14 protein-coding genes are annotated in these 13,045 nt (G+C 60.1%); 4 read left to right on the top strand and 10 right to left on the bottom strand.

Annotation, left to right across the window (positions count from 1 at the left end; all coding sequences use genetic code 11):
• Positions 1-248: 248 nt before the first annotated feature.
• Complete coding sequence (gene tnpB, locus PLD_RS30740) at positions 249-584, bottom strand: IS66 family insertion sequence element accessory protein TnpB (protein WP_159889784.1); 336 nt, start codon at positions 582-584, stop codon at positions 249-251.
• Entirely contained in the window at positions 581-898 is a 318-nt protein-coding gene (locus PLD_RS16820; RefSeq protein WP_159889782.1) for a transposase, read from the bottom strand. Before PLD_RS16820 ends, tnpB begins: the two co-directional genes overlap by 4 nt.
• A gap of 465 nt (positions 899-1,363) precedes the next feature.
• Here PLD_RS16820 and PLD_RS16815 point away from each other — a divergent pair, with 465 nt between their 5' ends.
• Positions 1,364-1,750 carry a cytochrome c family protein gene (locus PLD_RS16815; protein ID WP_115581395.1) on the top strand — a complete coding sequence of 129 codons (387 nt, stop codon included), beginning with the start codon at positions 1,364-1,366 and terminating at the stop codon, positions 1,748-1,750.
• 31 nt (positions 1,751-1,781) lie between these two features.
• On the top strand, positions 1,782-2,912 hold the full coding sequence (locus tag PLD_RS16810; protein ID WP_159894641.1) for a lysozyme inhibitor LprI family protein: 1,131 nt from the start codon (positions 1,782-1,784) through the stop codon (positions 2,910-2,912).
• Positions 2,913-2,982: 70 nt separating this feature from the next.
• Here the strand turns inward: PLD_RS16810 and PLD_RS16805 are convergent, their stop codons facing one another.
• Together PLD_RS16805 and PLD_RS16800 are read right to left on the bottom strand one after the other, a co-directional pair.
• Entirely contained in the window at positions 2,983-3,678 is a 696-nt protein-coding gene (locus tag PLD_RS16805) for a tetratricopeptide repeat protein (RefSeq protein WP_159894638.1), read from the bottom strand.
• Between the two features lie 5 nt (positions 3,679-3,683).
• Complete coding sequence (locus PLD_RS16800; protein ID WP_256674656.1) at positions 3,684-4,349, bottom strand: hypothetical protein; 666 nt, start codon at positions 4,347-4,349, stop codon at positions 3,684-3,686.
• A gap of 134 nt (positions 4,350-4,483) precedes the next feature.
• Here PLD_RS16800 and PLD_RS16795 point away from each other — a divergent pair, with 134 nt between their 5' ends.
• Complete coding sequence (locus PLD_RS16795; RefSeq protein ID WP_159894636.1) at positions 4,484-5,332, top strand: hypothetical protein; 849 nt, start codon at positions 4,484-4,486, stop codon at positions 5,330-5,332.
• 79 nt (positions 5,333-5,411) lie between these two features.
• Here the strand turns inward: PLD_RS16795 and PLD_RS16790 are convergent, their stop codons facing one another.
• The 3 genes from PLD_RS16790 to PLD_RS16780 form a co-directional block, all read right to left on the bottom strand.
• Positions 5,412-6,701 carry an OprD family porin gene (locus tag PLD_RS16790; RefSeq protein ID WP_159894634.1) on the bottom strand — a complete coding sequence of 430 codons (1,290 nt, stop codon included), beginning with the start codon at positions 6,699-6,701 and terminating at the stop codon, positions 5,412-5,414.
• A gap of 240 nt (positions 6,702-6,941) precedes the next feature.
• A complete protein-coding gene (locus PLD_RS16785; RefSeq protein ID WP_159894632.1) occupies positions 6,942-7,331 on the bottom strand; it encodes a nuclear transport factor 2 family protein in 390 nt (129 codons plus the stop codon).
• Positions 7,332-7,358: 27 nt separating this feature from the next.
• Positions 7,359-8,054 (bottom strand): DsbA family protein, encoded by a 696-nt coding sequence (locus PLD_RS16780; protein ID WP_159894630.1) that lies wholly within the window; start codon positions 8,052-8,054, stop codon positions 7,359-7,361.
• Positions 8,055-8,317: 263 nt separating this feature from the next.
• On the opposite strand from PLD_RS16780, the gene PLD_RS16775 reads away from it, so the two are divergent.
• Positions 8,318-10,417 (top strand): TonB-dependent siderophore receptor, encoded by a 2,100-nt coding sequence (locus tag PLD_RS16775; protein ID WP_159894628.1) that lies wholly within the window; start codon positions 8,318-8,320, stop codon positions 10,415-10,417.
• 60 nt (positions 10,418-10,477) lie between these two features.
• Here the strand turns inward: PLD_RS16775 and PLD_RS16770 are convergent, their stop codons facing one another.
• The 3 genes from PLD_RS16770 to aguB form a co-directional block, all read right to left on the bottom strand.
• On the bottom strand, positions 10,478-10,678 hold the full coding sequence (locus PLD_RS16770; RefSeq protein WP_159894625.1) for a hypothetical protein: 201 nt from the start codon (positions 10,676-10,678) through the stop codon (positions 10,478-10,480).
• A gap of 244 nt (positions 10,679-10,922) precedes the next feature.
• On the bottom strand, positions 10,923-12,029 hold the full coding sequence (aguA, locus tag PLD_RS16765) for an agmatine deiminase (protein ID WP_159894622.1): 1,107 nt from the start codon (positions 12,027-12,029) through the stop codon (positions 10,923-10,925).
• 5 nt (positions 12,030-12,034) lie between these two features.
• Entirely contained in the window at positions 12,035-12,913 is an 879-nt protein-coding gene (aguB, locus tag PLD_RS16760; RefSeq protein WP_159894619.1) for an N-carbamoylputrescine amidase, read from the bottom strand.
• Positions 12,914-13,045: the final 132 nt, after the last annotated feature.

The following is a 13,045-nucleotide window of genomic DNA, read 5'->3' as shown; positions in this document are numbered from 1 at the left end:
GCATGCATACATGCGGTGGGGCTTGATGCGTCTTCAATCGGAACACTGCTGCTAAGCTTATCCACAATTGCTGGGGCAAAAATCAGCAATCCGTCCTGGGTCAAATTTCAATCGGCAGGGTGGGTCAGTTTTCAATCAGCGCCAACAGTCGGGGGTCATGTGGTCGAGGTTTGGCATAGAAGTCATGCCGTGGATTTTACCAAAGCCGACCGCGTGCGACAGCGTGTTCTGGGTTTAATTACAGCTTTTTAAAGGATCGTGATTGCACCGCCAGCGCCAACGCGCTGCCAAGGCAAACCAAGTACCAAGGCCTGAAGTTGCTCACTATCCAGTTCCAACTCGCTGCCTTGTCGTATGCCTGGCCAGTGGAATTTTCCTTGGTTCAACCGCCGTGCCGCCAGCCAAACGCCGATTCCGTCATGCACGAGAACTTTCATACGATTGGCCCGGCGATTGGCAAACAGATAAGCGCAGTGCGGCTTCGCCGCACCGAATACTGCGATCACTCTGGCCAGCGCAGTTTCGGTGCCGGCACGCATATCCATGGGTTCGGTGGCGAGCCAGATGGCGTCAATGCGGATCACTTGGCAAGCTCTCGGATAAATCGAGCGCACCCATCAGGATCGGACACTGGCCACTTCACGGCGATGGCTTGTTCGCCAACGGGTATCTCGATGATCGCCAATGCCTCTGACGGCCGCTTAGGAGGAGCCTTCAACGGGACAAACGCAGGCAACGCGGGCACTGAGCTGTGCCGGTAAAGCGGCAGCCATTTACGAATGACGTTGGCGTTGATGCCGTGAGCGATGGCGACGCTTGAAACGGTGGCGCCGGGCTGAAGGCATTCCTGAACGACCTGGGCTTTGAACGGTTTGGGATAAGAGCTTCGTTGGCGCATGAAAATCCTGGCGATTAAGGGCGATGGTGTCCGCTTAAAAATACGCGGACACCATCGCCCTTAATGCTGGAGTTTTGAAGGTGACTTGGCCAGACGCTTACTCACGTCATGCCGTGAGAGCGTCCACAAATTGTCCACTCCTCCGCTTTTGCTTCCTGGCCTACACATTTTTCTTGAGCGTCTCGTCATGCACTCAAAAGCCTGCTTTCTTGTGAACGTTGTCTGCTCATTCACCAGAAACGCAGATTTTGCCGACACATAAAGCCACTGCCCTCCTGCGCCTTCGATCACTCATAAAATTTCGCCTCGCATCGCTAAGGCAGAGACGTGGCTGACCCACAGCACGTATCGAAATCGAGCTGAAGCACTGATACCGAAGCCAACGAATTGGATCACCGCAACATCCCCAAATCATCGCACTTCATGCTCCAATACCCGCCGATCCCCGTTGTACACAGGCCGCCCATGAAGTCCATTTCCCTATCGATCCTGACGCTGTTGCTCCACTCCCTGCTGTTCAGCGCTCCGGCCCTGGCCGGCGACGCCGAGGCCGGTGGCAAGCTGTTCAAGCGCTTGTGCAGCGGCTGCCACAATATCGGGCCTTCGGTGCGCAGTTCGTTCGGGCCGCAGCTCAACGGCATCATCGACCGGCCGGCAGGCAGTGCCACGGACTATCAATACTCAACGGCCATGAAGTCGTCGGGCATCGTCTGGACCCGGGACAAACTCATCCAGTACCTGGAAGATCCAAAAGCCGTGGTGCCCGGTACGCGGATGATTTTCTGGGGGCTGAGCGATGAAGAAAAAATCGATAATCTGCTGGCCTATCTGCAGACCTTCCCCTCCCCCTGATCCAAGCTCGTTTGCCTACAAGGATGTTTTGATGAAGTTTCCTCTGCTGTCGCTTGCCGCCACGGGCCTGGCCCTGGCTGCATTCATGCCCCAGTTGCAGGCCGCCGGTTTCGACTGCGCCAAGGCCTCAACCCGGGTGGAGAAAACCGTCTGCGACACGCCGACCCTGTCCGCCAAGGACGATGAGTTGAACCGCCGCTACAAGGCGCTCAAACACCTGCAGGTGTTTCGCTTGTTGCAAACCCAGTGGCTGCGGGAAGTGCGCGACACCTGCATCGACAGCGACTGCCTGGAGTCGGCCTATCGGGCCCAGGTGAAAATGCTCACGCTGTTGCCGATCCCTCCGGCTCCCGGCAAAGGCGAGCTGCTGCCAATGGACCCCACCCGTCAGTACCGCCTGCAGGACCCTGATGACTGGCAGCGTTTCACCCTGGCCAAGTTCACCGCCGCTCCTGCCCAGGGCGATCAGCAGATCGTCGACGCCCAGGTGCTGGATGGCGTGCTGCATGTGGTGCTGTTCGTCGGTCAGTACCAGAGGGGGCGGGAAGGCTATGTCGGCACCCTCTACGAATACGCCGATGACCAGCCCGGCCTGCATCCCATTGCCCGGGATATCGGCTTTGTCGGCTGGGCCTCTCCGGGGTCCAACGATCAGGGCCAGCGCTTCGCCGGCATCGTCGACGGGGTGTTTTACTACCGCCAGCGCAGCGGCGGCGAACTGCAGCAAGGCATGCGCTATCGCCTGGGCTCGCGCAGTGCTCCCGAAGCCAGCCAGCAGGTGTTCCAGTCGCTCTCCAACACCTTGCGCCATGCCCGAGCGCGGGTCGGCCAGGATCTGAATCAGGAGAACTACAGCCTGTCCCTGGACTACGACCGGCAGAGCAACAACACCTACTCCGAGAACGTCACCGAGCACAATGAGGTCGAGGCCGGCTGGAGCATCGTCAATCCCACCTGGAGCGAAACCCGCCCGGTGATGTACTTCGATAACGAAGGGCCGCGGGCCTGTATCTGGCGGGTCGACGTGCAGCACAAGGTGCTGTCCAAGATCGTCCCCGAGCATGAGGCGATTTCAGCCCGCCCTGTGGATATCCATGGCCGTGAGGCGGTGGTGTACCTGGAAGGCGATCAGTTGAAGTTCGCGATCAATCCGGATGACTGATGGGCAAGGTTGCTGAACAAAAAGGCTCGCCAAACGGCGAGCCTTTTTCATTGCGTCGGCAAGGCTCTGCTCAGGGCAGGCTGATCTGGTATTCGGCCAGCTTGGCCTGGTGCTGCGGTTCGACGTACTTCTGGTCCACCCGCTTGGCGAACTGGGTAAAGTCGGCGCGAGCATCGTCGGTCAGGCCCAGTTTTTCGTAGGCCAAACCACGATGGTAGAAGGCCCAGGCATAGTCCGGCTGCTTTTGCAGACCGGCGCTATAGGCTTCAGCCGCCTCACGGTATTGCCCCAGGTCGTAGAGGGCCTGGCCCAGGTGGTAGTAGGTCGGCATATTGAAGCCGCTGCCCTTGCCCGCCTCGCCCAGGTTGGCGTCGAGGTTGGACTGCACCAGTTCCAGGGCCTTTTGCGGGTTGCCCGACTCACGATAAAGACGGCTCAGGTCCAGCACCGCACGGGCATCGGGTTTGGGCCCCAGCTCGATGGATTTTTCCTTGGCGCTGATGGCTTCCGGGTAACGCTTGAAGCTGGCGTAGGCATCGGACTGCAACCAGTACACCAGGCTCTGCATCGGCTTGGACAGTTGGTTTTTCGACAGGCACAGGTCGGCCTCTTGCAGCACCACATCGAACTTCTCGGCCTTGGAGGCCTGGCCCACCAGGCGGCAATGGGCGTAGTTGATCTGGTCCTGGCTCTGCAGGCTGGCACAGCCAGTGACGGCAAGGGCACACACAAGCAGGATCGACCCGCGTACAGACAATGAAGGCATGTTTTTCAATCCAGCAGGTGAGCGTTGAGGTCAGGGCGATAGACCTGCAGCAGTGGCGCGGTAACCGTGCCCTGCAGGCTGCAGAAGATCGTGGTGCGACCTGAGATCGGCGCGCTGGCGATGCCTTTGTCGATACTCAATACCCGCTCGACGAAACCGAACGGCGTGGCCACGCCGCCGCCGACCAGACCTTCGGTGCGCCAGCTGTCGATAGGGTCGCCCACCCGGCGGATCTCCACCCGGACCATGGCGCTGCGGTCTGCCTTCAGGCGGTGGTTGTCCACCAGCAGAGGTTTGAGCGCTGCGGCCACTTCACGGGGCTCACCCTCGGCAATAAACCCCCAGAACAGCAGGTTACCCACCGACTTCAGCGACTGGGCTTCGTTGTAGTAGCCCACCAAGCGCACGCCGTTGACCAGCAGCGGCTGTTCGAACGCCTGGTAGCGTCCGCCTTCCTGCAAGGGGTTCAGGACCTTGGGCGCACTCACCGCGCCGTACTTGGCCACGGTCAAGGTCGCGGCCGGCAGTTGGGCGGTGTTCAGGCTCTGGAAAAACTGCGCATCGCAGCGTGAAAACTGGCTGAGCAACTGCTCGGATGCAGTCGCTGGCTGGCCGTGGGCGATGCTGGCGACGCTCAGCAGGCACAGGCCGGATAACAGGATACGGAACATCGAAATCATCCGTGACAGGAAGGAGCCGCGGACTGTAGCAAGATTGATATCGACCAACCACTCGCCGAAAATCCCGGCGCCCCGTGAACAGGCCATTCATGGCCAGACCTCCCTGCCCCAAGGACCACCCGCAGATGGAACTGTCAGAAAGACTACTGAAAATCCTCAAGAACAACCCCAGCTGGATCGGGCGGGTGTATGAGTCATTCATCATTTCGGCGATCAAGGACTTCGAGCGCAGCAATCCGCCGGCCCATAGTCCTGACTTTAAGCCAGAGACCAACCGTAGGCCTTACGGTTACCTGCACAACAAGCTGTTCGACCCGGTCAGCGAAGACAATGGCGAAAGCGATGTGGCGGATATTTACTTTGGCTATCCGCAACCGCTCCTGGATTCGTGCAAGGTCACCACTGACCCCCTGAACGAAGACAAAGACTGGTTCTGCCGAACCACCTGGAACGGCTGGGCGGTGGAGGTCAAAACCAAGCTCGTCGACAAGACAGCGCGACCTCTTCGTCACCTGGCCTATGCCAACGAACTGAAAACTGCGCTGCCGGTGTCTCCCAAGGCAGCCTGGATGCAGACCCGCAATGGCAAGGAATTCACCAGTAATCAGCTCAAACGACGCTGGGCAGACCTCTACGTTTATATCCTCTACCAACTCGACGACGGTATTCCGGACTTCACGGGCGCTACCGGCACCTACATCATGGTGATCCCGACCTTCATCTTGAATGAAGCCTTGAAAGGCAAAGCCAACAGCGCAAAGACCCTACAGCTCAATGAACTCATAAAAGTTCTGGGCTCCTATCACCTGCGCTACTTCACCCGTCTGACGGAACACATTCCAGGGAAAATGCTCCAGCTCGCCAGTGAACATTGGCAAGAAATGTTTGCCTACAAGCGCGAAGGCGACGCCTTGAAAAGACAGTGGCACGAAAACATCCACCTGCCCTTTCTGGCAAAACCACGCAAGCGATAACCGAACATGAAAAAGCCCCGAACCAGTCGGGGCTTTTGGCTTGGCGAGCACCTGCAATCAGGTGCTGATCAGGCGCTCATCAGAACACGTTGATCGGGTAGTCGACGAACACCCGCAGTTCGTTGCCGCTGTCGTTGTACTCGCTGGATTTCTGCGACACGCGCAGGATCGAGCTACGTACCTTGACGCTCAGGTCCTTGGCCGGGCCGCTCTGGACCACGTATTTGAACTGGTTGAAGATTTCCCGCTCGGTGCCGCCAGTGGAGGTCGAGGTGGTGATGTTGTCGCCACGCACGTAGGCCACGTTGTAGGTCAGGCCCGGTACGCCGAAGGCGCCGAAGTCCAGACCGTAGCCCAGCTGCCAGCTGCGCTCGTCTTCAGCGTTGAAGTCGGACCAGTAGGAGTTGGCCAGGTAGATGGTGCCGCCGCCGTCACCCACGCGGTTCTGCCCACGCTGGTAGCCGCCGTAGGCGTAGCCCAGATGGCTGTCGCCAGTGCTGCGCTGGTGCGCCAGGGTGAACGAGTGCGGGCCGGTGGCGTAGGTGGCCGCCAGGCTCCAGATTTTGTTGTCCTGGCCGCCCGCACCGACGTCTTTTGCGTAGCTGTTGTCCAGCTTGGTGCGGTAGCCGTTGAAGTCCAGGGTCAGGGACCGCTCGGAAGCCAACGGGAACACGTAGTTGAGGTTGATGTACTGCTTCTTCAGCACGTCTTCAACGTCGGAAGCGTAGAGCGCGCCCTTGAACTGTTCGGTGAACTGGTAGCTACCGCCCAACACGTTGATCGACTTCAGGCCACCGCTGTCACGGCCTTCAGCGCTCTTGCGCGACTCGGCGGTGAAGCGACCGGCATTCAGCTCCAGACCCTTGATCTCTTTGGAGGTGATCAGGGTGCCGGTGTAGCTTTCCGGCAGCAGACGCGCGTTGTCATAGTTCAGTACCGGCAGCGACGGCATCTGATCACCGTAGGTCAGCACGGTGTTGGAGATACGGAATTTGGCTGCAGCGCCGACTTTGGCCAGATCGCCCGCCGGGCTCTTGTTGCCGCCTTCGCTGGGCTTGAAAAAGTCGATGCCCTGGCCGCCGGCGTGGCTGCCTCTGTCCAGGCGCAGGCCGTACAGGCCGAAAGCATCAACGCCGACGCCCACGGTGCCTTGGGTGAAGCCCGACGAGAAGGTGCCGATGACGGCTTGGCCCCATTCGCGCTGGTCGTCGTTGCCGTGCTTTTTGTCACGGTTGATGTAGGCATTGCGCAGCAGCACGTTCAGGCTGCTGTCCTCCACAAAACCCTTGGCATCGGCCTGGCCGTCGGCCATGGCTTGGGTAGCGCTCAGAATCCCCAGTGCGATCAAGCAGATCCGCTGTTTCAACATTTTATTTTCCTTATTACGGTTAGATGACGCATCTGTGCGCTCTACCGGCTCTGGCGCTTAAACGCTCTTCTACCGGCGAAACAAAAAGGCCCGCCCACGAGTGATCGCGGCGGGCCTTTTATTATTCTGAAATATGGCTCTTGGCCACAGGCGTTGGGGGCGAATCCTAGCTGCGCCCTTAACAATGTGTCAATTTCGTGAATCGTCTTGAAATAGTGGAAAAGTTCTAAGAACCTCGGACTAGAGCATCGCCAACTGCACGCTGTGACTGTCGACGAACTGCTCGAAATGGGTGACTTTGCCGTTTTTGAGGGTCCACAAATGGGCCACTCGCACATCGATCGGCTTGCCCGAGGCCTTATAGATGCCTTGGTAGTTGCCATAGGCGAACACTTTGTCGCCCTGGGCCACGTAGTTGTCGACCTTGAAGGTAAAGTCCTGCCATTCCGACCCCAGACGCTTGAAGACATGCTCCAGCACCGCCTCGAAGCCGATGTAGGTACCGGCATAGGGAAAACCCGCGGCCTCGGTCCAACGCGCATCGGGGGCCAGGGCTGCGGCGGTGTTCTGCGCATTTTCCTGGGAGTTGGCACCTTCATAGGTGCTTTTGATCAACGCTAGGTTATCCATGAGTAGCTCCACACAGGTCGGGTGAGATCACAGCGCACAACCGTCCAGGCCACAGGCCTGTACCGCGCCAGCATGAGGGCCGGAACCCGCGTCCACAGCGGTTTTCAGCCAATCGGCGAACGCCTCGGGTTTGCCCAGCCAAGGGCTGATGTCGAGTAATTGATAGCGGCCATCGCGCTCCAGCGCCAGGGTCGGGAAACCCTGGCCACCGACTTTGGCCAACAGTGCCCGGCTGGCTTTTATATGCTCATCCAACTCAACCGCCAGTGCCCGATCAAAAGCCTCGGCAAACTGTACCGGTGCATAACCCAGACTCTGCGCCAGCGCCAGCAGCACATCGCGATCGGCAATGCGTCGGCCTTCCTGATAATGGGCACTCTGCAAACGCCCCAGCACTTCCAGGCCTCGACGGTCCAGGGCCTGGGCCGCCAACACGGCGGCAATGGGCGGCGCCGAGTCGAAAACCGCTGTGTGGTCGCGCAACAGGATTTCGAAATACGCCTGACCGAAGGGTTGCCCGGTGTATTCAGCGATGCGCCGATCGTGAGGCATGACGTAATCGCGCAACTGTGGCGACACCGGCTGGCGGTTGCGCCCGGTCATCATGCCGCCCGCGTGGGCCAGCACCGGCAGCACCGCCTGGGCCGCCTGGATCAGCGGCTTGGCGCCGTAGCACCAGCCGCACAGCGGGTCATAAATGTAGTGAAGGGTGGCCGAGGACATAGGAGCTCCAGATGAGGTCTTGAGAAGGCAATGCCGTGCAGACTAGGCGTCGGATGCCGGCGAAAAAACCTCGAAATAACTCTTAGTCTGTTGCGGTAAGCGGTCGAATCTCTCTGTTTAGCGCTTGAATGCGAGCAGATATCCAGCAGAAACAAATAGCAACAATACCCCTGGGGAACTTTCCAACAATAGTTAACATAAGCAAATAGCACGCATTATCATTCGCACCCTTTCGAATTACCTCCCTCTCGGATGCGTTTCAGATGCCTGCCCATTTCCGCCTTACGCCCCTGTCCCTGGGACTTTGCACCCTGCTGGCCGCCAGCTTCGCCGGCGCCGCCAACACCACCTTGCCAACGACTTCCGTCACCGCCGAGGCGGTAAGCGACCCTGACGACCCTCGGGTCAAGGACGTCAGCACCGCAACCCGCACCGCGACAGTCGCGCGTTATGTGCCCCAGGCCATCGACACGATCAAGACCGCCAACGTTCTGGACTACGGCCACAACGATCTGGGCAGCGCCCTGAGCGGTATTCCCAACGTCAGCAGCGGCGCCGACACACGCTTCGACAGCTTGCGGATTCGTGGCTTCGACGCCAGCAATGACTTCTACCTGGACGGCATTCGCGACGACAGCCAATACGTGCGCGATCTGCACAACATCGAACGCATCGAAGTACTCAAGGGCCCGGCGGCGGTGCTTTACGGCCGTGGCAGCCAGGGCGGGATCGTCAACCGGGTGAGCAAGTTGCCCGAATTCGGCCGCCGCTCCAGCGTCGAAGTCCAGGGTGGCAGCAACGACCTGCGCAGCCTCTATGCCGACCTGAGCGCCGACCCGACGGAGAACATCAGCCTGCGCCTGAACCTGGGCAATCAGGACCAGAACAGCTTCCGCGATGGGGTCAGTGGCAACCGGCAACTGTTCGCGCCGTCCCTGAGCTGGCAACTGACGCCAGCGCTGAACTGGCTGGTGCAGTATGAATACAGCCGCTACAACCGCACACCGGATCGCGGCATCCCGGGAGTCAACGGACGTCCGGCGGACGTCGGTCGAGACACCAGCTACGGCGACCACGGCGACTACATCGACGACAAGTCGCAGTCCCTGCGCTCCAAGCTGAGCTACGAGCTCAACGACAGCTGGCAACTGCGCCACACCTTGGGGGTATTCAAGCTCGACAGTGACTTCGACAACACCTACCTGTCCGGCTACAACGCAGCAACCGGTCAGGTGCAGCGTCAGCGCTGGCAACAAGACCTGAAGACCCGCAACGTCTATAACAACACCGAACTGGAAGGCCGCTTCGACACCTTCGGCCTGGAGCACCGCCTGCTCACCGGCATCGAGATGGGCAGCCAGCGCCGCGACCCGATCCTCTACAAAGCGGCCACCAGTGGCCCCGGCAGCCAGGCGGTGCCCGAAGTCGACCTGTACAACCCCAACCCGTATCAGAGCCATACCGGGCGCATGCAGGTGTCCAGCAACAACCACACGGAGGTGGAAAGCCGGGCGCTCTACCTGCAAGACCAACTGCGTCTGAACGAGCAATGGCAACTGCTCGCCGGCCTGCGCTACGACCAGTTCGAGGTCCAGACCACCAACCGACGCACCGGGGTGTCCGCCAGCCGCGACAGCCACAGCGTCAGCCCACGCCTGGGGGTGGTCTGGACGCCGCTGCAACATCACTCGTTCTACGCCTCGTGGAGCAAGTCATTCGCCCCCGTGGGCGGTGGCCTGATCGGCATCAACCCGAGCGCTTCCGGCAACGGCAATGACTTGAGCCCGGAGCTGACCCGGCAGAAGGAAATCGGGGTCAAGAGCGACTGGCTGGACGAGCGTTTGAGCACCACTCTGGCGGTGTACGAGCTGGAACTCTACAACCGGCGCACCACCGACCCACTGGACCGTAACATCGTCCTCATGACCGGCCTGCAGCGCTCCCGAGGGATTGAGCTGACCGCCAGCGGCAAGATCGTCGGCAACTGGTACCTGCGCGGCGGCGTAGGCGTGCAGGACGCGATGGTGGTCAAGGACAACAACGGCTTCGAGGGCAAGCGGGTGAACAACGTGGCCAAGCGCAATGGCAGTCTGTTCATCACCTGGAAGCCGGAACTGGGCTGGTACGCCGAAACCGGCCTGACCCTGGTGGGTGACCGTTACGCCGATAGCGCCAACACCGTGGTGCTGCCCGGCTACGGCCGCTGGGATGCCCTGGCCGGCTACCGACACAAGGACTGGGACGTGCGCGCGGCGTTGAACAACATCACCGACCGCGAGTACTACAGCTCCGCCACCAGCGCCTTCCAGATCCAGCCGGGAGATCCACGCAGCCTGGTGGTCACTGGTCAGTACCGCTTCTAAATACCCGCGCAAAAAAAAGCGCTGCCATCCCGGCAGCGCTTTTAAACAATCCGTCGTTTTCTATCCTTTCATCACATCCCATAGAGCTTGCAGTTCCGCCTCGCTGAACAAGTCAGCGGGGTAACGCTCAATCAACGTCCGGCGCGCATCAGGTTCACTGATCTGACGCGTTCCATTGGACTTCAACCATTGCACCAGAACCTGCCGAGACTCATGACTCATTGCCAAGGGATGGGAAACCCGCTCGCTGACCGTATTCATTCCAGCGCTCTCCTGGTATCTGAGCGGCCTAACTTATCCAAGGTTTATGACAGAACAGAAAACGTTCTACATGTCTCGGAATTACCGCCAGACAGATACAAGACCTATGCCAAGATCTCCGGCGCGCTGAAATCACCTTATTAAAAAGCCAGAAACCGCTCTAGCTTGCGGGCTTGCGAAGGACATCCGAGATAATGCCAAGCCAGCGCCGCCGCCCCGTCCTGCCGCGCTGTTACAACGGCACTCACACTCGCTGCGGCGCCGGCTGTTGTTGTGTAAGGCAGTGAATGTTCCCCCCCCCCAGTAACAGTTCACGCCCTGGAACCATCACCACCTCATGCTCGGGGAACAGGTTCTGCAGGATTGCCTTGGCCTGGGCATCCATCGGGTCGTCAAAACTTGGGGCGATGAGCCCGCCGTTGACGATCAGGAAATTCACGTAGGAACCGGCCAAACGCACCGCAGGCGTGCGCTCCTGGCTACCCGCTACCGCGTCTACACCGGCGCACTCTTCTTCGGTGGCGTACAACGGGCCAGGAATGGGCATCTTGTGCACCTTTAAAGGGCGGCCCTTGGCGTCGCGGGTGTTTTCCAGCACCTGTAGGGCAGCCTGGCAACGGGGGTAGTTCGGGTCCTGGGGATCGTCGGTCCAGGCCAGCAGCACTTCGCCCGGACGCACGTAGCAGCAGAAGTTATCCACATGGCCGTCGGTTTCATCGTTGTACAGGCCGTCCGGCAGCCAGACAATCTGCTCCACCGCCAGATGCTCGCGCAGCACCGCCTCGATCTGCTCGCGGGACAGGTGCGGGTTGCGGTTGTGATTGAGCAGGCATTCTTCGGTGGTGATCAGCGTGCCTTCGCCGTCGACATGAATCGAACCGCCTTCAAGCACGAAGCCCTCGGTGCGGTACTCCTGGCAACGCTCGATCTCCAGCACTTTGCTGGCCACCTGCTCGTCACGGTTCCACGGCGAGTACAAGCCGCCCTGGAAACCACCCCAGGCATTGAAGCCCCAGTGCACGCCGCGCACTTCGCCACTGTCGTTGATGACGAAGGTCGGGCCGGTGTCGCGTATCCAGGCATCGTCGCTGGACATCTCCACGACGCGGATGTTGGGTACGTCCAGGCGCGCCCGGGCGTTTTCATACTGGGCCGCGGACACCGCCACGGTGACGGGCTCAAAGCGTGCAATGGCCTTGGCCACCGCGGCGTGGGCGGCTTGCGCCGGCTTGCCGCCCAGGCGCCAGTTGTCCGGACGCTCGGGCCAGATCATCCAGGTCTGGGTCTGGGTCGCCCATTCGGCCGGCATGTAGAAACCGTCGGCGCGCGGCGTGCTGTGCAAAGTGCTCATAGTGTTCAGGACTCCAGGGAACCGTCGAGGGTTTTCAGCGCGCCATAGAGGTTCGGACGACGGTCACGGAAACTGCCCCAGGCGCTGCGGATGTGCTCGAGCTCGTCGAGGTCGAAGCGCTGCACAAGGATACCTTCTTCAGTTTGGTTGAGCTCTTGAACCTTCTCGCCGAACTGATTGGCGATGAAGGACGAACCGTAGAAGGTGATGTCATAGCCGTCCTGCTCTTCGTTGCCGATACGGTTGCTGGCAATCAGCGGCATCAGGTTGGCCCCGGCATGCCCCTGCTGCACACGCTGCCAGTGATCACGGGAGGAAATGCTCTGGTCGTGGGGCTCGCTGCCGATGGCGGTCGGGTAGAAGAGGATTTCCGCGCCTTGCAGGGCCATGCTGCGGGCGCACTCGGGGAACCACTGATCCCAGCAGATGCCCACGCCGATCTTCGCGTAGCGGGTGTTCCACACCTTGAAGCCGGTATCGCCCGGGTTGAAGTAGTACTTCTCGTGGTAGCCGGGACCGTCCGGGATATGGCTTTTCCGATAAATCCCCAGGTTGCTGCCGTCGGCATCGATGATCGCGATGCTGTTGAAGCGCGCGCGCCCGGCCAGCTCGTAGAAGCTGATGGGCAGCACCACTTGCAGCTCCCGGGCGACCTTCTGGAAGTGCGCGATGGCGACGTTGCTGTCCACCGTGGTGGCCCATTGCAGATAGTCCGGGTTGGGCTTCTGGCAGAAGTACGGGGCCTCGAACAACTCCTGGAGCAGGATGATCTGCGCGCCCTGGGCGGCGGCTTCACGGACCAGTTTTTCGGCGGTTTCGAGATTGGCCTCAAGGTCCCAGGAACAAGTCATCTGGGTAGCGGCGACGGTAACGATACGGCTCATGGAACAACTCCCGGGCAATGGACGCGGTCGATGACAACAGAGGGAAAAAGACGCGGCACGACGAAATCGCACCTGACGACGCCCACTTTATATCCGATAAATATCGACTTATGAAGTCAATAAAATCGAGAA

The organism is Pseudomonas sp. LD120, from assembly GCF_009861525.1.
Classification (GTDB): domain Bacteria; phylum Pseudomonadota; class Gammaproteobacteria; order Pseudomonadales; family Pseudomonadaceae; genus Aquipseudomonas.
This window is presented reverse-complemented; position numbering and strand designations above follow the sequence as displayed.